Consider the following 21170-nt stretch of genomic DNA (forward strand, 5'->3'; position numbering starts at 1 on the left):
ATCCGTCAACCCTCGCCATCCGGGCGGGGGTTGACGCATTCCCGGCAGTTGTACGCGTAACTGTACGGTTATCGGTTCGTTGAGCAGGGTGCGTGGAGGCAACCGGAATCTGTGGCGTCGTAGCTTTCGTGAAACAGGGATTGCCGGTGCCGGTGAGGGAGCAGCACCCGCCGGGCTCGGCCCCGTCCTCGACCGGATGTCGCACCGGCTCGACAGCCTCGACCGGAGGCTGGGCGTCACGCATCAGGTCGTCGGCGCCATGAGCGTACGGCTGGGCCACATGTCCGAGGACATCGTCCGCATCGACCGCAGGATGGACGATCTCGCCCGGACACTGAAGGATCTGAGCCGCCGCAACAACAAGCAGCGCTGATCCGGCGGGAGTTCGCGGCCTTTCGGCGCCGCCCGGAAAACGGGTGGCGCCGAAAGGCCGTCCCCGGCACAGTTGTCGGTGCGGCACACGCCGGCAGGAACAGCACACCGACAGGCATGCCACGGACTGGGAGAGGAGCGCGACGATGACCGAGAGTCCGAGTCCGTCGAGTTCCCCGCAGGACGGACCCGAGCAGGCGCCGGCGTAGTCACCGAAGACTCCACCCTGCCGCGCCCGGAGCAGCACGCCCGGGGCGGCCCGGTCTGCGCATCGCGCGGCCGCCCACCCGGAGGATTGGCCGAGTGGTAAGGCAGCGGCTTGCTAAGCCGTCGTCGGGGCCGTGAACCCCGCGCGCGTTCGATCCGCGCATCCTCCGCCGCAGCAGGGCCGCGCGTCGGCACGCGTCCCTGCGTCCGCACTCCTACGACTGGAGCAGCTGCTCCAGCACCACGGCGATGCCGTCGTCCTCGTTGGACGCGGTGATCTCCTGGGCCACGGCCTTCAGGTCCTCGTGCGCGTTGGCCATCGCCACGCCCCGCCGCGCCCAGGCGAACATCGGGATGTCGTTCGGCATGTCGCCGAAGGCCAGGGTGTCCGCGGCCTTCACGCCCAGCCGACGCGCGGCCAGCGAGAGCCCGGTCGCCTTGCTCAGCCCCAGCGGCAGGATCTCCACCACTCCCGGACCTGCCACGACCACGTCCACGAGATTGCCGACGGCCGCGCGCGCGGCCTTCGCCAGTGCGTCGTCGTCCAGGTCGGGATGCTGGAGGTAGACCTTGTTCAGGGGCGCGGACCACAGCTCGGCCGGGTCCTTCACGAAGACAGCCGGAAGCGGGCCTTCCTGTACCCGGTAGCCGGGGCCGACCATCACCTCGCCGTCGAGCCCGTCGCGGCTCGCCGCCAGAGCCAGCGGCCCGACCTCGGCCTCGACCTTGGACAGCGCGAGACCGGCGAGCTGCCGGTCCAGCGTCAGCGAGGTCAGCAGCTTGCGCTCGCCCGCGTGGTAGACCTGTGCGCCCTGGCCGCAGACGGCGAGTCCCTCGTAGCCGAGGTCGTCCAGGATGTGGCGGGTCCAGGGGACCGCCCGGCCGGTGACGATGATGTGCGCGGCACCGGCCGCGGTCGCCGCGGCCAGTGCCGCGCGGGTGCGCTCGGAGACCGTGTCGTCGTCACGCAGCAGCGTGCCGTCGAGATCGGTCGCAACGAGCCTGTACGGGAAGGTCACTTGGCGACCGGCTCCAGAACCTCGCGCCCGCCCAGATACGGCCGGAGCACCTCGGGCACCCGCACCGAACCGTCGGCCAACTGGTGGTTCTCCAGAATCGCCACGATCGTTCGCGGTACGGCACAGAGCGTGCCGTTCAGCGTGGACAGCGGCTGGAGGACCTTCTTGCCGTCGCGGGTGTCGCGCATCCGGACGGACAGGCGGCGAGCCTGGAAACCGTTGCAGTTCGACGCGGAGGTCAGCTCGCGGTACTTGCCCTGCGTCGGGATCCACGCCTCGCAGTCGAACTTCCGGGAGGCCGAGGCGCCCAGGTCGCCGGTGGCGACATCGATCACCTGGAAGGGCAGCTCAAGAGCGGTGAGCCACTGCTTCTCCCAGTCGAGGAGCCTGCGGTGCTCCGCCTCGGCGTCCGCCGGGTCGACGTAGGAGAACATCTCGACCTTGTCGAACTGGTGCACCCGGAAGATGCCCCGGGTGTCCTTGCCGTACGTACCGGCCTCGCGGCGGTAGCAGGGGGAGAAGCCCGCGTAGCGCAGCGGCAGCTTCTCGGCGTCGATGATCTCGTCCATGTGGTACGCGGCGAGCGGGACCTCGGAGGTGCCGACCAGGTAGAAGTCGTCCTTCTCCAGGTGGTACACGTTCTCCGCGGCCTGGCCTAGGAATCCGGTGCCCTCCATGGCGCGCGGGCGGACCAGCGCCGGCGTCAGCATCGGGACGAAGCCGGCCTCGGTGGCCTGCGCGATCGCCGCGTTGACGAGAGCCAGCTCCAGCAGTGCGCCGACGCCCGTCAGGTAGTAGAAGCGCGAGCCGGAGACCTTGGCGCCGCGTTCCATGTCGATGGCGCCGAGCTTCTCGCCGAGCTCCAGGTGGTCCTTGGGCTCGAAGCCCTCGGCCCCGAAGTCACGGATCGTGCCGTGCGTCTCCAGGACGACGAAGTCCTCCTCGCCGCCGACCGGCACGTCCTCGTGGACGATGTTTCCGATCTGGAGCATCAGGCTCTTGGCCTCGGCGTCGGCCTCGTCCTGTGCGGCGTCGGCGGCCTTGACGTCGGCCTTCAGCTGCTCGGCCCTCTTGAGCAGCTCGGCGCGCTCGTCGGGCGAGGCCTTGGGGATGAGTTTGCCAAGCGCTTTCTGTTCGGAGCGGAGTTCGTCGAAGCGGACACCGGACGACCTGCGCCGTTCGTCGGCGGAGAGAAGGGCGTCGACGAGTCCGACGTCCTCTCCACGGGCGCGCTGGGAGGCGCGAACACGGTCGGGGTCCTCACGGAGCAGGCGAAGGTCAATCACCCCTCCAGGCTACCGGTGTGCACTTCCTCCGCTCGAACCGATATTGCCGAGCGTGTCACTTTGCCCTAATTGCCTGAATTGGCAATGCTGGGGGAGATTGTGTGGCTGGAGCGGATCCAGATCGTCAATAGAAAGAGCTTACTCACCCAAATGGGGTAGAAGGCTTCACTCGTCTTGACGTATCCCCCTTACCTGGAGCGGAAGTTGGCCGTTACTTGTCCACAGGCTCCTGGGCTTTCGAAAGTTATCCACAGGGTGTGAGGAAGGTCTGTGGATGCCGGAAGGGGGCATTCCGGAAGTCGTGCGGTGGCTCATGGATTTCCCGTTCAAACCCGCTTCAGGTGCTCGTTCGGGTGGGAATTTACCGTCCTAAAGAGTTGATCAATGGAATTGGGGCGAGGTGGGGCGACCCAGGCGACCTGTCAGCCTGTGGATGCACCTGAGTCGACTGGGGTGATATGTCGACCATGTCGCATTGAGGTGTCGACTTGTCCCCAGGTCGGGAACCGCTCCTGTGGATAACTCTGTGGATATCGAAAATCGGCAGATCGGACCAGCGGTGAGGGTGCGCTGAGACCCGAGAACCCCCCGACGGGCCCGGTCCCGACCGACTTCGTCAGCCCTGGCGGGCCCGGTCTCCTCGATCCCGTCCGTCAGCCCCGTCCGTCCAGGTTCCTGGCCAGCCAGTCAGCGGCCTCCGTGAACTCCGCGTCCGATGTGCCCGCCCGCAGCGGCCGTACGTCCTGCAACGCGACCCCCGCACGCGGATACGAACCCAGGAATCGTACTTTCGGGCAGATCCGCTTCAGCCCCATCAACGCCTCGCCGACCCGGCGGTCGGCGATGTGCCCTTCGGCGTCCACCGCGAAGCAGTAGTTCCCGATGCCGGCACCCGTCGGCCGCGACTGGATCAGCATCAGGTTCACCCCGCGCACCGCGAACTCCTGGAGCAGTTCGAGCAGCGCACCGGGGTGGTCCTCACCCAGCCAGATGACCACCGAGGTCTTGTCCGCGCCCGTCGGTGCCGCAGGCCGGGCCGGGCGGCCCACCAGGACGAAGCGGGTCTGCGCGTTCACCGCGTCATGGATCTCGGTCACCAGCGGTTCGAGACCGTAGGTCGCCGCCGCGAACTCACCGGCGAAGGCGGCGTCGTACCGGCCCTCCTGCACCAGCCGGGCCCCGTCCGCGTTGGAGGCCGCCGACTCCCACACGGCGTCCGGGAGGTGGGCGGCCATCCAGTTGCGCACCTGCGGCTGTGCGGCCGGGTGCGCGGTGACCGACTTGATGTCGGACAGCTTCGTACCCGGCCGCACCAGCAGCGCGAAGGTGATGGAGAGCAGCACCTCGCGGTAGATCATCAGCGGCTCGCCGGTGGTCAGCTCGTCGAGTGTCGCGGTGATGCCGCCCTCGACCGAGTTCTCGATCGGCACGAGCGCCGCCGCGGCGGCCCCGCTGCGTACCGCGTCCAGAGCCGCCGGTACGGAGACCATCGGGACGAGTTCGCGGGTGGCGGCCTCCGGGAGCGTACGGAGGGCGACCTCGGTGAAAGTGCCTTCGGGGCCGAGATATGCGTAGCGCGTGGCGGACATACCGTCACCCTAATGCGCCCCGATGGCTCAGGACTCCAGCAGCCGCTGCCCCACGTACTCGCCGTCGGCCGCACCGCCCGGCACCGCGAACAGGCCGCTCGCCTCGTGCCGGATGAACGGCGACAGGGCATCGCCCCGGTCCAGCTTGCGCTGCACCGGAATGAACCCGCGCAGCGGATCCGCCTGCCAGCAGATGAACAACAGACCGGCGTCCGGAGTGCCGTCCGCCGAGATGCCGTCGTGGTACGAGAAGGGGCGCCGCAGCATGGCCGCACCGCTGTTCGTCTCGGGGGTGGAGATCCGGGCGTGGGCGTTTTCCGGGATCAGGAGCTTGCCGTCGGGGCCCGCCCGGTCGAGGTCCATCGCGGTGGTCTCGGTGCCACCGCTCAGCGGGGCGCCGTCCTCCTTCCGGCGCCCTATGACCTGCTCCTGCCGTGCCACCGGGAGCTTCTCCCAGTCGTCGAGCAGCATCCTGATCCGGCGCACAACCACGTACGAGCCGCCCGCGAGCCAGTCGTACTTCGCATCGGTTCCGCCCGGGACGAAGACGCGGCGCTCGAAGTCGCTCTCGGCCGGTTTCGGGTTGGCGGTGCCGTCCACCTGGCCCATCAGATTGCGGGCGGTCATCGGCTGGGCCGTGGCGCCGGGAGCGCGGTTGAAGCCGTTCATCTGCCAGCGGACCCTGGCCGCCGGGGCGGCCTCCTTCTGCACGGCACGCAGTGCGTGAAAGGCGACGAGGGCGTCGTCCGCGCCGATCTGGACCCAGAGGTCACCGTTGGAGCGCTCGGCGTCGATGCGGTCGGAGGAGAAGGGCGGCAGCGGGTCGAGCCCCGGCGGGCGGTGGTCCGTCAGGCCCGTGCGTTCGAAGAAGGTCCGGCCGAAGCCGAAGGTGACGGTCAGCGAGGACGGTCCGGCATCCAGCGCGATGCCGGTGTCGTGGTCCGGCCCGTCCGCAGCGCCGCTCCCGGCGGGCTCGCCGGCCATCAGGTGGCCGGCCGCGGCCGACCACCGGCGCATCAGAGCAATGGCCTCCTTGCGTCCGGCACCGGGCACCAGGTCGAAGGCGACGAGATGGCCGCAGGCCTGAAGCGGAGTGGTGATCCCCGGTTGATGTTTCCCGTGAAACATCACCCGGGTGGAGCCGACCGTGGTCAGCGCGGCGGGCTCGTCGGGCCGGGTCGCGGCGTAGCCGGTGGCACCGCCCGCCGCGCCCAGCACCAGCCCGGTCGCACCGGCAGCGCCCGCGCTGCCGATCAGCCGGCGCCGGGAGATGCCCGCGCTGCTGCGGACACCGTCGTCCCCGCTGCCGGTTGCTTTCCTGTTGTTGTCTGCGCTCACGATCCTGCTCAACCGATCTCTACGTTCTTGTCGATGGTCGTCTGGTCGATGTCCGACGTACGTACGGTCACGGCGACCTTCCAGTTGCCCGCCATCGGGATCTGGACGCCGTCGGCGGCCCAGTGGCCCTCGGTCAGCCGGGCGGGGATCACGGGGAGCGGTCCGATGTCCTTGGACTCCAAGGTGAAGGCGACCTTCAGCTCGGGGACGTCCATGGCCTTTCCGTCGGTGCCGTCGACCCAGATGTGGAGCTCATTGACGCCGGTACGGGCAGGGGTGATCTCCATCCGCACCGTTCCCCTGCCGTTCTCGCCGCCCGTGTCGAAGGGCAGCTTCAGGCTGACCGGGCCATCGTTCGCCGGTGCGGCCGCCGCCGTGGACGAGCGGGCTGCTTCCTCCTCGGTACGCGCCGGCTCGGTCGAGGTCAGTACGGTGGTCACCGCCAGCAGCGCCACGGCGACTCCCACTTCGGCCAGCACCGACCGGCGCAGCCCGGACCGGTCGGGGTCGGCGTCGCGGATCCGCTTCCTCTCGGCGGTGGCCACGGCGGCCTGCTGCCGGGCGAGTTGAGCCGCCCGCGCGGGGTCCTCGGCCTTCTCGGCCTTCTCGGACGCCTCCGCCGAAGACTGCTTTCCGTCCCCGTCGTCGGCACTCTCCCCGACCCCGACCCCGGCCCGTGCCTCGGCCTCGGTCACGGCCCCGGACTCCGTCACCGCGCCGCCCCCGCCCGTGACCAGGCGAGCCGTCCAGCGTCGTGAGAACCAGGCGATCACGATCAGGACGGCTACCAGCCCCACCTTCACGAGCAGCAACTGCCCGTATCCGGTGCCGGTGAGCGCGGACCAGGTGCCGACCTGGCGCCAGGACTGGTAGATCCCGGTCGCGGCGAGCACGATCACGCTGCCGAACGCGACGTGGGAGAAGCGCCGTACGGCCGTCGCATCGATGTCGGGGGCCCGGTAGAGCGCGACCAGCAGGGCCGTGAGACCACCGAGCCAGGCGGCGGCGGCCAGCAGGTGGAGCACGTCGACCGGCATGGCGATGCCGGACTGGATCCCGGTCGAGGCATGCTCGGCGAGCGCCCATGTCCCGGCGATCCCGGCCGCGATCACCGTGCCGCCGATGGCCAGTCCGAAGGTGAGGTCCCTCTTCTCGCGCTCGTCCTCGCGCCTGGCGTAGGTTCCGAAGAGCACGGCGACGAAGAGCGCGGAGGCGCCGAGCAGCAGCAGCCGGGAGACCAGCGCGGCGCCGGTCTTGGTGTCGAGCACGGCCTTCAGCCCGTCGAGGTCGAAGGCGTCCACGAGCTTCCCCGACCCGGTGTACGGGTTGCGCAGGAGGAGCATGGCCAGGGTGGCGACGGTGAGGGTCGTCCAGCCGCGTGCCACCAGGCGCTGGAGCGGGCGGGATCCCGCCCCGCGCTGCCAGCAGGCCAGTACGAAGGCGGAGCCGCCGGCCAGCAGGATGAAACCGGCGTACGCGGCGTAGCGCGCGATGTCGTACAGCGTGCCGACGAGGCCGCCGCCGGCCTGGTCCGTCGGGAGCGCCACGGCGGTCTTCGAGGGTGCTCCGACGGAGAAGGTGAAGGCGCCGGACACGGGGTGGCTGTCCGCCGACACGGCCTGCCAGGCGACGGTGTACGTCCCGTCGGGCAGCCCGGAGTGCAGCGATACGCCGTACTTCACGGTGGACCCGCTCTGCAGATCACGTGGTGCGGCGCCGGTGTCGGCGCGTTTGCCGGCGGGGTCCAGGATCCGGATGGAGTCGTCGCCCATGGCGACCTGCTCGGAGAAGGTGAGCGTGACTTCCTTGGGGGCGGTGGCGACCACCGCCCCGTCCTGCGGATCGCTCCCGGTCAGTGCGGCATGCGCGGACGCGGGGCCCGCGCCTGCCAGCAACAGGCTGAACACCATGCCGACGAGGGCGGCAAGGAGCGCGGCTGCGGCGAGTGGGCGGCGTACCGCGGGAGTGGACGGGGGCGGTCCGAAGTGCGGGGCGGTGGCTGTCATGACGAGTCAGTCCCTCACTGCTTTTTCGGGTTGTAGGTGGTCTCCTTCACGGGAAGGTCGACCTTTATCGGGTCGGCCTTCTCGAAGTGCAGCTCCACGGACACCTTTTCGCCCTGCTTGGGCTGCTGCTTGAGCTTCATGAACATGATGTGGTTTCCGCCGCGCTGCAGCTTCAGCTCGCCGCCCGCGGGCACGTCGAAGGACGTCACCATGCGCATCGTCTGGTTCTTCGTCTCGTGGATCGTGATGTCGTCGGAGAGCGGGCTGGTGACGGAGGTGAGCCGGTCGGACTCCGCGCCGCTGTTCTTCACGACGAGGAATCCGGCCGCCATGTCGCTGACGGGCTGCGGCATGTACGCGCCGCTCACCTTGAGCTCCGGCGCGCTGTCCGAGGACGAGCAACCCGCCAGCGTCAGTCCCGCGGTGAGGACGACGACGCCGGCGAGGGCGGTGCGGCGGTTCACGGGGTCTCCCCCTTGATGATCTTGGGGAGGTCCTTGGCGTAGTCGTCGGGGGAGGTGTCCTCGCTGTAGACGAGGTAGCCCTTGTCGGTCTTCGGGGAGAACGCGATGACCTGGGACCCGTGCATCGAGGAGATCGTGCCGTCCTTCTCCTTCTTCGGCGCGTCGATGCCGATGCCGATCTGGCGTGCGCCCGCCTGGATGGTCGGGAAGTCGCCGGTGAGGCCTATGAAGGAGGTGTCCTGAGCCTTGAGCCAACTGCCGAGCGAGGACGGGGTGTCCCGCTCGGGATCGGTGGTGACGAAGATGACCTGGAGCTTCTCCTGGTCGGCCTTGGGCAGCGACTTCTTGGCAATGGCGATGTTGCTCATGACGAGCGGGCAGACATCGGGGCAGTTGGTGTAGCCGAAGTAGATCAGGGTCGGCTTGCCCTTGGTCTGCTCCCGGAGGTCGTACTTCTTGCCGTGGGTGTCGGTGAGAACGAGGTTCGGCTTGGTGAACGGCTGGTCCAGGACGGTCGCGGCCTTGGTTTTCGCCTCGACCGATACGTCGGCGACGGGCTTCTTGGCGCTGTCGTCGCTGCTGCCGCAGGCGGACAGGGTGAGCGCGGCCGCGGCGACGAACGCCGCGGCCAGCACCGTTTTCTTAGGCATGGAGCACTGGTTCCTGAGGGTTGGTGGGACGGGTGGAGCTGTGGATCATGCGGCGCGGCGGCGGCCGGCGAGGACGCCGAAGGCCACCCCGGCCACGCCGATGACGATGCCGATGATGCCGAGGACGCGGGCCGTGGTGTCGCTGGAGGGCGCGTCCGAGGCAGCCGTCGTCCGCTTGTCCGCCGCCTCGGCGTCGCCACTCTTGGCGTCGGCGGCCGCGCCGTGCTCGCCGGTGGTCGGCGGGGTCAGGGTGAGAACGGGCGCCGGGCTCTCGGGCTCGTCGGCGCCGGCCTTCTGCTCCTCGATCCAGCGGACGACTTCCTTGTTGTCGTACGTCTGGATGGCCTTGAACACCAGTTGGTCGGCGTCCTCCGGGAGCTGGCCGATGGAGAGCGGGAACTGCTGGAAGTCACCGGGGCGGATGCCACGCTCGTCCTTGTCGCCCGTGGCGGTCCAGGTGACCTTGGAGACGGCCTCGTTGATCTTCTGGCCGTGCATCTCCACCGGCTTGGCGAGCTTGCTCTTGGTGACCTCGATGTCCCAGCCGGGTACGGCCTGCGGCATGACGGAGGCCAGTGGGTGGTCGGTCGGGAAGCTGACTTCGAGCTTGGTCGTCGAGGCGTCGTCGCGCTCGTTGGGGACCTTGAAGTTGACGGTGGCGTAACCGCCCTTGGCGGCCTCGCCCTGCGGCTGCACACTGACGTGCGCGGAGGCCGTACCGGCGAGGAGCAGGACGGAGGACGCGGCGACGCCGCCGACGAGGGCGATGCGGGAAACGTTCATGACAGGGATCACTCCACGGAGCACGAAGGAAGGGTGGTCCGGCGCGCGGGTGCGCGCCGGCATCACGACACCTCATCTCTTCCCTTTGATCGGCGTGCATGCGCCGACCGGTTACCGCACGGAGTGGTCCGTACGCCGGATGGAGGGTGTCGTGTCAGGCCGCGAGCGCGTACGCGGTTGGCGGACCGCGCCTGATCACCTGGTGCTGCAGGGAGTCCCCGGTGGCGGGGGGCGGGGCGTCGACCGCCGTACGGAGGGTGCGCGGCCCGGTCGTCGGGCCGCCGGGAAACCCGGCGCGCAGGGCGGCGACGAGAGCGAGCGCCGCCCGCAGCGCGCGCAGCCGGGCCCCGGCCGCGATCTGCTGGGCGCCGTGCGCGGACAGCCGGACCAGCCGGAACAGGGCGATCTCGCCGCGACGCAGCAGCCAGCCGGTGGCCGCCGCGGCCAGCAGGTGGCCGAGCAGCATGGGCAGGTCGGGCAGCAGGGTGGCGAGGGCGGTCGGTTCCGTGCCGGACGCGGCGGCCACGTGGCCGCCGGCCGTCACCGACGCCGGGTCGATGCCCGCGGTGGCGACGATGCGGTGTGCCTCGGCGGCGCTCAGCTGCGCCGGCCCGGCTCCGCACACGAGGCTCGCCGCGAACCGGATCAACGAGTCGTCGCCCGCCGCGGTGTTCACCGGAGTGTCGTGCGTGCCCATGCCGAACAGGACGTGCAGGGCGATCTGTCCGCCGGCCAGCGCGGTGGCGATGGACGCCAGCGAACGCTCGCGTCCGGCGAACAGTGCCACCGTCGCGAACATCCCCAGGAATCCCGCGAGCAGGGTCCACCAGGGGACGGCCGCGCAGGAAGCCAGGGAGTGACCTGCCGCGGACAGCGCGACGCAGACCGCGGTGAACACCGCGGCCCTCAGGAGCCGCAGACCGGCTCCGGCGCGTGCGACGGGCATAGACATGGCGGGGTCATCATCGCACCGAGCCCCCGGGCTCCGTACGGCAGGTCCGCAAGGTCACCCCCGTCCGGCGGGGCCGACCGGGCCGGGCATACACGGGTGTACAGAGCGCTGGTATCCGCCGAATGAGCGGTCTCACATCCGGTCTGTGCTTACTCGTGGTGCCGGGCGGCAATAGGTATCGGTATGTCGAGCCGCGGCCAGGAGGCTGGAGCATGAGCATCTGGTGGTCCCTCCATTTGCGGCGCGAGGCTGCGAGCGTTCCGCTCGCCCGCCGCTTCCTGCTGGGCACCATGGAGACTGCGGGCGTGGACCCGGACATCTCCTTCGATCTGTCGGTCGCGCTCAGCGAGGCCTGTGCGAACGCCGTCGAGCACGGCGGCGACCGCAGGGCCGGGGAGGACCTTGAGGACCGGGGCGACCAGGGCGTTCCGCAGGACCCGTGGGACGCGTGGGACGAACTGCCCGGGGCCGCCTCCGGGCAGTACCGGGTCACCGCCTATCTGGACGGCGAGAAGTGCCGTATCGAGGTCGCCGATTCGGGGCCCGGGTTTCCCGCCCGGAGCCCCCTTCGTACCGCGGCCCAGCAGCGCGGACCCCAGCAGTACCCGTCGCTCACCGCCGAGGACGGTCGGGGGCTGTGTCTGATCGAGCAGCTCGCCGACCATGTGCACTTCGGCAATCGCCCCGGCAGCGGCGCCGTCGTCAGCTTCGACAAGGTTCTGAAATGGCGGAAGGACGCTCTGCTCATGGTGTCCTGAGCAGAGCGTCCTTCGGCGCGTTCCGGATCAGCCCTTGAGCCGGGCCATCCACTCCTCGACCTCGTCGGCCCGACGCGGCAGCTTGTCGGAGAGGTTCCGGTTGCCGTCCTCGGTGACGAGGATGTCGTCCTCGATCCGGACGCCGATGCCCCGGTACTCCTCGGGCACGGTCAGGTCGTCGGCCTGGAAGTACAGACCGGGCTCGACCGTGAGGCAGACACCGGGCTCCAGCGTTCCGTTGACATACGTCTCGGTGCGGGCGGCGGCGCAGTCGTGGACGTCCATGCCGAGCATGTGGCCGGTGCCGTGCAGCGTCCAGCGGCGCTGGAGCCCCAGCTCCAGGACCTTGTCCACGGACAGGTCGCCCAGCAGGCCCCACTCGACGAGCTTCTCGGCGAGCACCCGCTGCGCGGCGTCGTGGAAGTCGCGGTAGTCGGCGCCGGGCTTGACGGCGGCGATGCCCGCCTCCTGGGCCTCGTACACGGCGTCGTAGATCTTCCGCTGCAGCGGCGTGAACGTGCCGTTGATCGGAAGGGTGCGGGTCACGTCGGCGGTGTAGAGGTCATTGGTCTCCACGCCGGCGTCGAGCAGCAGCAGCTCACCGGAGCGCACCGGGCCGTCGTTGCGCACCCAGTGCAGGGTGGTGGCGTGCGGGCCGGCCGCGCAGATCGAGCCGTAGCCGATGTCGTTGCCCTCGATACGGGCGCGGAGGAAGAAGGTGCCCTCGATGTAGCGCTCGCTCGTCGCCTCGGCCTTGTCGAGGATCTTCACGACGTCCTCGAAGCCGCGCGCGGTGGCGTCGCAGGCCTTCTCCAGTTCGGCGATCTCGAAGGCGTCCTTGACCAGGCGGGCCTCGGAGAGGAAGACGCGCAGTTCCTCGTCGCGCTCCGCGGTGACCTTGTCGGTCAGCGCGGCCTCGATGCCGGCGTCGTGGCCGCGGACGTTGCGGACCGGGCCGGTGGCCTCGGTCAGCGCGGCGGGGAGCTCGCGCACGTCCTTTGCCGGGATGCCCAGCAGTTGCTCGGCCTCGGCGAGGGAGTGGCGGCGGCCGACCCACAGCTCGCCCTGGCCGTCGAGCCAGAACTCGCCGTTCTCGCGGTTGGAGCGCGGCAGCAGGTGGATGGTCGCCTCGTGACCGTCCTCGGTCGGCTCCAGGACGAGGACGCCGTCCTGGGTCTGGTCGCCGGTGAGGTACGCGTACTCGGTGGAGGCGCGGAAGGCGTACTCGGTGTCATTGGAGCGGGTCTTCAGGTTGCCCGCGGGGATGACCAGCCGCTCACCGGGGAAGCGCGCGGAGAGCGCGGCGCGGCGGGCTGCCGTGTGTGCGGCCTGGGCGATCGGTTCGAGGCCGTGCAGCTCGGTGTCGGCCCAACCGGACTTCATGTTCGCGGCGAGTTCATCGGAGACGCCCGGGTACAGGCCGTTCTTCCGCTGCTTGACCGTTTCTTCCTCGGTCTCCGGGTTCTCCGGGGTGAGCTCCTCAGCCACGATTTGTCTCCTTGATACGACACTGGACCCCGTCCATCGTACGGGCGTACGGAAGGGGGCACAGGGCCGGAAGGCCTGTTACAGGGGTCGGGAAATCCGCAGGGCTCAGTCGAAACGCGCGGTCAGGACGACCACATCCTCCGCGTCGCCGCGGTCGAGCCCGTCCGGCAGCACGGTGCGCAGCACATGGTCGGCGACGGCCCCGGCGTCCTGGCGCATCGCCTTCGGTACGGACGCGGCCGCGGAGTGGAGCCGGGCGAACGCCCGGTCCGTCGAATCGCCGGTACGGCGCAGCAGTCCGTCGGTGCAGAGCAGTACGGTCTCGCCGGGCTCCGGAGCGATCTCCACGCTGGGCGCTTCCCAGCAGGCGAGCATGCCCAGCGGCGCGGAGACCGAGGTCTCGACGAACTCGGTGCGCCGGTCGCCGATCAGGAGCGGCGGAGTGTGGCCCGCGCCGGCCAGCAGGATCTTGCGTTCGGCCGGCTCGCAGTAGGCGAACAGCGCGGTCGCCGTACGGGCCGGTTCGGTGAGCCGCAGCAGCAGTTCCAGATCCGAGAGCACGGCGACCGGATCCTCGCCCTCCATCACCGCGTACGCCCGCAGCCCGGCCCGCAGCCGTCCCATGGCGGCCAGGGCGCTCGGCCCGGAACCGTTCACCGAGCCCACGGCGAGGCCGAGCGCACCCTCCGGCAGTGCCAGTGCGTCGTACCAGCCGCCGCCGCCCCGCGACGCCCGGCGGTGGCGGGCGGCCAGCTGTACACCGGAGACCCGGGGCAGCCTGCTGGGCAGCAGCTCCTCCGTGATGGTGGCGACATCGGCCCTGGCCCGCTCCAGCTCCAGCAGCCTGGCCAGGTGCTCACCGGCGTACCCGGTGTAGAGGCCGGTGAGACGGCGCCTGCGTTCCAGTGGTTCGGTGGGTTCGTCGTACAGCCAGACGGCGGCGCCGAGCCTGCCGGTCGCCTCGGCGGTGATCGGTACGGCGTAGCTGGCGGCGTATCCGAGCCGGGCGGCGACTTCACGGCGGCGGGGGTCCAGGCCGGTGTCGCCGAGCAGGTCGGGGGTGGCCAGCGCTCCTTCGGCGTCCGGGAGCCCTTCCAGGATCCGGCCGTAGGAGGTGGCGGTGCGCGGCACCGTCTCGATCAGCCCGAGCTCGGAGTGGGCGAGCCCGAGGCCGATGGTGCTGACGGGGCCGCGGCGGTCGGAGGGTTCGAAGACGACCAGGCCGCGGCGGGCGCCGACCAGGGCGGCTCCGGCGTCCAGGAACTCGTGGAGCGCGTCGTCGAGAGTGCCGGTTCCGGCCAGCCGCTCGGTGAGCTCGTGCAGCGTGGTGAGGTCGGAGACCCAGCCGGCGAGCCGGTCCTGGATGAAGGCTCCCGGGGCGGACGGCGCTTCGGACAGGGACCCGGCAGTGTGCGCTGAAACCGGAACTGTGGGATCGATTCCAGCCACTTTCGGCAGGTGTGGGGCGCTCATAGTCGTCGGCTTTCCGACCAGTGCGTTCTGTCGAATAGCATCGCAAACCCCCATGTCATTCTGCGCCGCTATCAGTGCATCCGCATGTACACGTGCACCACATGTACACGCACAAGTGAGGCGATGTCCAGCATTGTCCCCCCGGTAAATGTGGTGTCCAAGAGGCCGTCAAGTTGGCCAAAAATTGCACCCTGCGACAGGCGTTTGCGGTCGACTGGGCGTGCTCGACAGGGGGTGTTCTCGGGGGTGAAGTCCTGGAGAGAGCGTCATTTCGGGCATGCTGGGTACGTAATCGATGAAGGCCAGGGGCAGTTCTGATCGCCCCGGAACCCGGCAGACGGCCCGGACGTCCTCTCTTGTGACGGCCATGCCCCCACCCCCGAGTGGCGGGGCTTGCACCTCGGGACGGCAGGCGCGATGTCTGCGCCGTTCCTCACCACGCTTGTCCGGACCTGCCCGTCCGGACCCGTCTCGCACCTGCTCGACCCGGCCAGGCCCATGCTCGGTACCGACGACCCACCCGTACCGCAGACTTGAAGAGCATGTACGCACAGTGAATTGATGCACACGTACGGCAACTCACACGTGGTGTGATGTGGACCCTCGGCGTTCAACGGAAAGGAACGAGCGCTCATGCGCGAGATCCTCGGAAGGCGACGCAGGCTCCGGCTCCGGCGCAGGGGAAGGCCCGCTCAGCTCGACGCGGCCCTGACCTGTGCCACCGCATGGCAGTGGCCCGTGCTCCCCGGAGTGGGATCGGAGGCGGCCGGTGGCCGCGGTGGCCGTGGCTGCGCCTGTCCCGATCCCGAGTGCGCCGTGCCCGGCGCGCACCCCTTCGATCCCGGTCTCCTCGCGGCGACCACCGACGAGCGCATGGTGCGCTGGTGGTGGGCCAACCGGCCCACCGCTCCGATCCTCCTGGCCACCGGCGGACGCGCCCCGTGTGCGCTGAGCCTGCCGGCCGTGGCCGCAGCGCGGGCGCTGGCCGAGCTGGACCGGATGGGTGTGCGGCTCGGACCCGTGGTGGCGACGCCCACCCGGTGGTCCCTGCTGGTCGCTCCGTACGACCTCGAACGGCTCGGCGAGCTGCTGTATGCCCAGGACTGGGTGCCCAGTTCGCTGCGTTTCCACGGGGAGGGCGGCTATCTCGTCCTTCCGCCGTCCGAGGTGGGGGCGGGGCAGGTGCGCTGGGAGCGGGCTCCTTCCCCGGGGCCCCGGCCGCGTCCGCACGGAAGGGGTCCGGTCGCGGCGTCCGCCGCGCCGTGGCTGCCGGACGTGGGTGTGGTGCTGGACGCACTGGTCGAGGCGAGCAGCGGCGCCCCGGACGGCGGCAGCCGACTCGCGTACTGATGGGGCGGTGGCGGGCGCGCATCGCGCCCGCCACCGGAGTATGGGGGTGAGCCGCCCGGCCCCGCATTCTGCAGGGATATCCGGCGGGCCGTCAGAAACTCATGCGAAGCCGACGGAGGGGGCCGCGCGATTATCCGGTGATCGATATCCGGCGTTCGTTATCCGGGTGTCGGATGCGACTCCGGACGTGATCCGTATGTGGTTCCGTGCGCGGTCCTGGATGTGATCCCGGTCCCTGTCGCGCAATGCAAAGCTGCCGCTGCAAAGTGTGGCGGCAGAAGGCTTTCTGACGGTCTTTCCGGAGCCCCTGGACGGATTCATCGAATATGCATTCGAGTGAGTTCGGGGTGGGATATTTCGTGCCGACCTTCGGGCGTTCTGCACCTGTCCGGGGGCGGTCGGGCCCCGCCACGGCTCACCGAAGCGTCGGGGGTCGCGGCTTATGCGGTGGTCGGAGTACGTGTGAAGGTGCCGGTGACGGCGGGGCGGTCATGGGCCCACAGTGCTCGACGAGGCGAGGGGCGTACCGGCGAGGGGCTTGTGCGTGGGCTCGTGCGCCGCGTTGCGCGCTGTGCGCCGTACCCGAAAATGAGGATGCCCGATCGCTGGCGACGGGGGATGCACCAGCGACCGGGCTTCCAGAACGGTAACAAGAGATCTGCCGTTCGCAAATTCGATCTCGCATATTCGGACAGGGATTTACCTGTGAGTACGGCGAGTTGTGACGCGAGTCACCTGACGGGTCCGGTGGAACCGGGAGTCGTCACTGTCAGCTGAGTGTCACCTGACGGTTGGTGAGACCGCCGCGGGCCCGCCGCTCCTCTGCGGTGAGCGGTGCGTCCGAGGCGAGCGCCTCGGCCAGCCGCTCCGCGAATTCGGCCGCGGGCTTTTCGCACTCCTCGGCACCCATCGCGCTCGGCAGGTCCCAGACCGGGACCATCAGCCCGTGCGCCCGGAAGGAGCCGACCAGCCTGGTCCCTTCGCCCAGCGAGGAGGTGTCGGCGGCGTGCAGCCGGGCGAGCGCGTCGAGCAGCCGCTCCTCGGCGTGCGGCATGACCCAGCGAAGGTGGTTCTTCTCCGGGGTCTCGCACCAGTAGGCGGCGTCCACACCGGCCAGCCGCTTCGTCGGGATCGCCGCCTCGTTCGCGCGCTCCAGGGAGGCGGACACCTCGGGCGTGGCCTTCTGCGCGTCCGGGACCCAGAACTCGAAGCCGGAGTGGACGACGGGCTCGAACGCCGCGTCGGGGTCGAGCATGTCCTGCAGCCGCGGGGCGTCGGCCGGTACGCGCTGAGCCGCCACCGGCGAACCGGGCTCGGCCTCCAGCGCCCGGCGCAGCGTGTCCGCGAGGTCGCGGCTGAGGTCACCGGAGGGGGTGTCGTTCTGCAGGGCGAGCAGCACCGAACCGTCGTCGCGGCGCAGCGCCGGCCAGGCCATCGGCAGGACGGTCGCGAGCGTCACCGAGGGCACGCCCGCGGGCAGCCCGTCCTTCGGCGTCAGCTCGACCGTGGCGGCGGGCACCAGTTCGCGCAGCGCGACCCAGTCGCACTCGCCGGCCAGGCCCTCGAAGGGGCGGTGGACGAGCTCGGTGACCGCCTGGGCGGCGGCGCGGCCGTGGCATGCCTTGTAGCGGCGGCCCGAACCGCACGGGCAGGGCTCGCGAGCCCCGACCACCGGGATCTCGCCGTCCTTGAGTTGCTGCTTCCCGGCCTTGGTCTGAGGGCGCTTCTTGGCCATGGTGGGCTTTCTCCCGATTGCGACAGTGCGGTCTGGGCCGCGAGCCTAGCCGTCTCTGTCACGTGTGGGGCACACGCACCCACACGTCGGCGGTACGGAGTGCGGAACGCACCGCTCCGTACGAACGCGCCCCGCTGTTCCGGCCGATGACCGATGCCCCGGTGATGCCGTCAACGCCGCCGCGGCCGGTGTCCGTGCCGGAAGGTCACCCCAGGTCGTCGAAGGCGTCCGCGAAGCCGAGCCCGTCGAGCGATACGCCCGCCCCGGACCTGCCCGCCCCGGACCTGCCCGCCCCGGACCTGCCCGCCCCGGAGGCGACCGATCCCGACCTGGCCGGCGCGACCGGTCCGCCCGACACCCCGGACACCTGGCCGTGTCCCTCGTTGACGAGGACCCAGACGGTCACTTCACCGGACGAGCTGTCGCGTACGCCCCACTCGTCGGCGAGCGCGCTGATGATGTTGAGCCCGCGGCCGCCTCGCGCCGTCACCGACGGTGTGGCCGGAACCGGACGGGTCGGACCGCCGCCGTCCGTCACTTCGACGGTCAGCCCACCTGTTCTGTCGACCCGCCATGCGGCGCGGACGTCGCCGTCACCCACATCTGTGTGCCGGCCCAGCGGCCTGCCGTGCCGGCAGGCGTTGCTGAGCAGTTCGGAAAGAATCAGTACAGCATCGTCGACGACCGAATCCGACACCCCGTGGCTGCGCAACTGCTCGCGCATCCGGTGCCGTGCCTGGCCCACGCCCGCAGGGCCATGGGGAACGGCCATGCTCGACGACGTGGGCACTTCCTGTGCCACCACCAACGCCACCCCCGAGACCTCCTTTGCCCCACGCCACGGAGTGGATGCCCTCCTGGGCTGGACCGGAAACCGGCCAGTGGACTGCCAGTGATGCACTCGGAGCGATCGAGTACGTTTCGAATGCGCCGGTGTACTCCGTGTAACTGATGTTAAGAGCGTCCCAGTTGTGACAGAACCTGTTTCGGGCGGTTCGTGATGATTGCTTCGACGCCCAGGTCTACGCAGAGTTGGACGTCCTCCGGCTCGTTCACCGTCCAGACATGCACACGGTGCCCCGCGCGGTGCAACCGTTCGATGTATCCGGGGTGGTTGCGTACGATCCGTATCCCCGGCCCCGCGATCCGCGCCCCGGCCGGCAGTCGTCCGTCGCGCAGCCGTGGCGAGACGAACTGCATCAGATACACGGTGGGCAGGGTGGGGGCCGCGGCCTGGACGCGGTACAGGGAGCGCGCCGAGAAGCTCATGATGCGTACCGGCGACGGGCCGTCGGCCGGCGGGGCGTCGAGCTCGAACTGTTTCAGCAGCTGCAGCAGCCGTTCCTCCACCTGGCCCGCCCAGCGGGTGGGGTGCTTGGTCTCGATGGCCAACTGGAGCGGACGCCCGGCGGCCCGGGTCTCGGCGACGAGTTCGAGCAGCCGTTCCAGGGTGAGTACGGAGGTGAGCTCCCCCGGCACCGGATCCCAGTCCGGGCACTCCGACTCCTCGCGGTCCTTCCAGGAGCCGAAATCGAGGGCGGCGAGCGCGGAGAGCTCCAGGGTGGAGACGGCGCCGCGGCCGTTGGAAGTGCGGTTCACCCGGCGGTCGTGTACGCATACGAGGTGGCCGTCGGCGGTGAGCCGTACGTCGCACTCCAGGGCGTCGGCGCCGTCCTCGATCGCCTTCCGGTACGCGGCCAGGGTGTGCTCGGGGGCGTCGTCGGACGCGCCCCGGTGTGCGACGACCTGGGTGGGACGGTGCGTGGACTGCTGCCGTACGTGGGTCACTGCGTCATCGTGTCACCGCCGGGCGACCGCTGTGCACATGTTGCGCGACGGATCCGCGCATCCCTGCGCCGTGACTGCGCCGCCTGCTGCGGTGCGTCTTGCGCCGGGGGATCGTTTTGCCCGATGTAAAGATTGGTGTGCAGATGCATAGGTCCTGCTTACAGTGGCCTGACGTGCCTTGGGAAAAGCTGTTACCGGACACGTAACACGTACACAGCGGATCTCTTGCCGAATATTTGATGTGGAACCGAGGAGTAAAAAAGCTGTGAGCACAGAGAACGAGGGCAACGAGGGCACTGCGGCCGGGGCCGCTCCGTCCGTTCCGTCCGTACCTCCCGTGCCGGCCGACGCTCCCCAGGGGCCCCCCGGGAGCACGCCCGCGTCCGCCCCCGTCCCGGCGGGGGAACCGGCCGCCCAGGCCACCACGCCCATGGCCTCCGTCCCGGCGACGCCTCCCCAGGCCCCGCACACGCCCCAGGCACCCCACGGACCCCAGTCGGCCGCCGAGGCCAACTGGCCGCCGCCCCCCGCGGTGCCCACGTACGCCTCCCACGGTGCGGGCGGTGGCGGTCCGGTCTGGGGCGCCCCGCCCCAGCCCCAGCCGCACGGTCCCGAAGGCCCGCGGCGCAAGCGAACCATGAGCAGCCTGGTGGCGGCGGTGGCCGCCGCGGCGCTGGTCGCCGGCGGTATCGGCGGAGCCCTCGGCTACTGGGCGGCCGACCGCTCCGGCTCGACCACGGTCTCGGCCCCCACCGACCCGCAGGACCTCAAGCGCGATCCCGGCACGGTCGCGGGCGTGGCGGCCAAGGCGCTGCCCAGCGTGGTCACCATCGACGCGCAGAGCGGTGACGGCGAGGGAGGCACGGGCACCGGCTTCGTGTACGACAAGCAGGGCCACATCCTCACGAACAACCACGTGGTGGCCTCCGCGGCAGACACTGGCCAGCTCACGGTGACGTTCTCCAACGGCAAGAAGTACGGTGCCGAGGTCGTCGGCCGGGCGCAGGGCTACGACGTCGCCGTGCTGAAGCTGAAGAACCCGCCGTCGGGGCTCACCCCGCTTCCCCTCGGCGATTCGGACAAGGTGGCGGTCGGCGATTCCACGATCGCGATCGGCGCCCCGTTCGGCCTGTCCAACACGGTCACCACCGGCATCATCAGCGCGAAGAACCGCCCGGTCGCCTCCGGCGACGGTTCCGGCGGCGGCAACTCGTACATGAGCGCCCTGCAGACCGACGCCTCGATCAACCCGGGCAACTCCGGCGGCCCGTTGCTCGATGCGCGCGGCGCGGTCATCGGCATCAACTCCGCCATCCAGTCGACCGGCAGCAGCATCGGCCAGACCCAGGCGGGCTCCATCGGCCTCGGCTTCGCGATCCCGATCAACCAGGCGACCAACGTCGCCCAGCAGCTGATCAAGACCGGAAAGCCGGTCTACCCGGTGATCGGCGCCACGGTCAGCATGGACGAGAAGACCGGCGGCGCGGCCATCGCCGACCGGGGCGTGGGTGGTACGGAGGCCGTGTCGAAGGGCGGCCCCGCGGACCGGGCCGGTCTCAGGGCGGGTGATGTCATCACGAAGTTCGGCGACACCGTGATCGACAGCGGCCCGACCCTGATCGGTGAGATCTGGACCCACGAGCCCGGTGACCGGGTGACGGTGACCTACACGCGCGACGGCCGGACGGCGACGACCCAGATCACCCTGGGAGAGCGCGCCGGCGACAGCTGACCGGGCCGACGGGGCGATGCCGCCGGCCGGTGATCCACCGGCCGGCGGGGCCCGTTGAGCCACGTACACCCACGCGATCGGCCACAGGCACGAGTGGCACCGGGGCGGGCGACCGACCGGGATTGCCCGGCGGAATCAATCAGCCGGTACGTTGCCGGTACGTTGAAGGCGCTCGCCACA

18 protein-coding genes and 1 tRNA gene are annotated in these 21170 nt (G+C 70.2%); 5 read left to right on the forward strand and 14 right to left on the reverse strand.

Features of this window, described 5'->3' with window-relative positions; all coding sequences use genetic code 11:
* Positions 1-79 precede the first annotated feature (79 nt).
* Complete coding sequence (locus ACWCQ6_RS18010; RefSeq protein WP_451090209.1) at positions 80-373, forward strand: hypothetical protein; 294 nt, start codon at positions 80-82, stop codon at positions 371-373.
* Between the two features lie 288 nt (positions 374-661).
* Positions 662-749: transfer RNA gene (locus ACWCQ6_RS18015), tRNA-Ser, on the forward strand.
* A 45-nt stretch (positions 750-794) separates the two neighbouring features.
* On the opposite strand, the gene ACWCQ6_RS18020 is transcribed toward ACWCQ6_RS18015, so the two are convergent.
* From ACWCQ6_RS18020 to ACWCQ6_RS18060, 9 genes are all read right to left on the reverse strand, one after another.
* The gene (locus ACWCQ6_RS18020) at positions 795-1598 is read right to left on the reverse strand and encodes an HAD family hydrolase (RefSeq protein WP_451090211.1); all 804 of its coding nucleotides are present in this window, start codon (positions 1596-1598) and stop codon (positions 795-797) included.
* Positions 1595-2884 carry a serine--tRNA ligase gene (gene serS / locus ACWCQ6_RS18025; protein WP_451090213.1) on the reverse strand — a complete coding sequence of 430 codons (1290 nt, stop codon included), beginning with the start codon at positions 2882-2884 and terminating at the stop codon, positions 1595-1597. Before serS ends, ACWCQ6_RS18020 begins: the two co-directional genes overlap by 4 nt.
* 653 nt (positions 2885-3537) lie before the next feature.
* Positions 3538-4473: a prephenate dehydratase gene (gene pheA, locus ACWCQ6_RS18030; protein ID WP_451090215.1), complete on the reverse strand. Its 936-nt coding sequence runs from the start codon at positions 4471-4473 to the stop codon at positions 3538-3540.
* A gap of 27 nt (positions 4474-4500) precedes the next feature.
* Positions 4501-5745, reverse strand: a complete 1245-nt coding sequence (gene efeB, locus ACWCQ6_RS18035) for an iron uptake transporter deferrochelatase/peroxidase subunit (RefSeq protein WP_451090265.1) — start codon at positions 5743-5745, stop codon at positions 4501-4503.
* 74 nt (positions 5746-5819) lie between these two features.
* On the reverse strand, positions 5820-7817 hold the full coding sequence (locus ACWCQ6_RS18040; protein WP_451090217.1) for a copper resistance CopC/CopD family protein: 1998 nt from the start codon (positions 7815-7817) through the stop codon (positions 5820-5822).
* Positions 7818-7831: 14 nt separating this feature from the next.
* Entirely contained in the window at positions 7832-8281 is a 450-nt protein-coding gene (locus ACWCQ6_RS18045) for a copper chaperone PCu(A)C (protein ID WP_451090219.1), read from the reverse strand.
* Positions 8278-8931 carry an SCO family protein gene (locus tag ACWCQ6_RS18050; RefSeq protein WP_451090221.1) on the reverse strand — a complete coding sequence of 218 codons (654 nt, stop codon included), beginning with the start codon at positions 8929-8931 and terminating at the stop codon, positions 8278-8280. Before ACWCQ6_RS18050 ends, ACWCQ6_RS18045 begins: the two co-directional genes overlap by 4 nt.
* Positions 8932-8976: 45 nt before the next feature.
* Entirely contained in the window at positions 8977-9714 is a 738-nt protein-coding gene (locus ACWCQ6_RS18055) for a YcnI family copper-binding membrane protein (RefSeq protein WP_451090223.1), read from the reverse strand.
* A gap of 154 nt (positions 9715-9868) precedes the next feature.
* Entirely contained in the window at positions 9869-10666 is a 798-nt protein-coding gene (locus tag ACWCQ6_RS18060; protein WP_451090225.1) for a hypothetical protein, read from the reverse strand.
* Positions 10667-10878: 212 nt separating this feature from the next.
* Here ACWCQ6_RS18060 and ACWCQ6_RS18065 point away from each other — a divergent pair, with 212 nt between their 5' ends.
* Positions 10879-11424, forward strand: a complete 546-nt coding sequence (locus tag ACWCQ6_RS18065) for an ATP-binding protein (RefSeq protein ID WP_451090227.1) — start codon at positions 10879-10881, stop codon at positions 11422-11424.
* Positions 11425-11451: 27 nt separating this feature from the next.
* On the opposite strand, the gene ACWCQ6_RS18070 is transcribed toward ACWCQ6_RS18065, so the two are convergent.
* Both ACWCQ6_RS18070 and ACWCQ6_RS18075 read right to left on the reverse strand, forming a co-directional pair.
* A complete protein-coding gene (locus ACWCQ6_RS18070; protein ID WP_451090229.1) occupies positions 11452-12912 on the reverse strand; it encodes an aminopeptidase P family protein in 1461 nt (486 codons plus the stop codon).
* A gap of 105 nt (positions 12913-13017) precedes the next feature.
* A complete protein-coding gene (locus ACWCQ6_RS18075; protein ID WP_451090231.1) occupies positions 13018-14361 on the reverse strand; it encodes a PP2C family protein-serine/threonine phosphatase in 1344 nt (447 codons plus the stop codon).
* 657 nt (positions 14362-15018) lie between these two features.
* Between ACWCQ6_RS18075 and ACWCQ6_RS18080 the strand changes: the two genes are divergently transcribed.
* Positions 15019-15735 (forward strand): bifunctional DNA primase/polymerase, encoded by a 717-nt coding sequence (locus tag ACWCQ6_RS18080; RefSeq protein WP_451090233.1) that lies wholly within the window; start codon positions 15019-15021, stop codon positions 15733-15735.
* Positions 15736-16504: 769 nt separating this feature from the next.
* On the opposite strand, the gene ACWCQ6_RS18085 is transcribed toward ACWCQ6_RS18080, so the two are convergent.
* The 3 genes from ACWCQ6_RS18085 to ACWCQ6_RS18095 all read right to left on the reverse strand — a co-directional run bounded on the left by ACWCQ6_RS18085 (position 16505) and on the right by ACWCQ6_RS18095 (position 19258).
* Entirely contained in the window at positions 16505-17470 is a 966-nt protein-coding gene (locus tag ACWCQ6_RS18085) for a DUF5926 family protein (RefSeq protein WP_451090235.1), read from the reverse strand.
* A 205-nt stretch (positions 17471-17675) separates the two neighbouring features.
* Complete coding sequence (locus ACWCQ6_RS18090) at positions 17676-18242, reverse strand: ATP-binding protein (RefSeq protein ID WP_451090237.1); 567 nt, start codon at positions 18240-18242, stop codon at positions 17676-17678.
* A 182-nt stretch (positions 18243-18424) separates the two neighbouring features.
* Positions 18425-19258, reverse strand: coding sequence for a glycerophosphodiester phosphodiesterase (locus tag ACWCQ6_RS18095; RefSeq protein WP_451090239.1), 834 nt, complete (start codon positions 19256-19258; stop codon positions 18425-18427).
* 265 nt (positions 19259-19523) lie between these two features.
* On the opposite strand from ACWCQ6_RS18095, the gene ACWCQ6_RS18100 reads away from it, so the two are divergent.
* Positions 19524-20990: a trypsin-like peptidase domain-containing protein gene (locus tag ACWCQ6_RS18100; RefSeq protein ID WP_451090241.1), complete on the forward strand. Its 1467-nt coding sequence runs from the start codon at positions 19524-19526 to the stop codon at positions 20988-20990.
* Positions 20991-21170 lie beyond the last annotated feature (180 nt).

This window comes from Streptomyces sp. NPDC001880 (assembly GCF_053594575.1).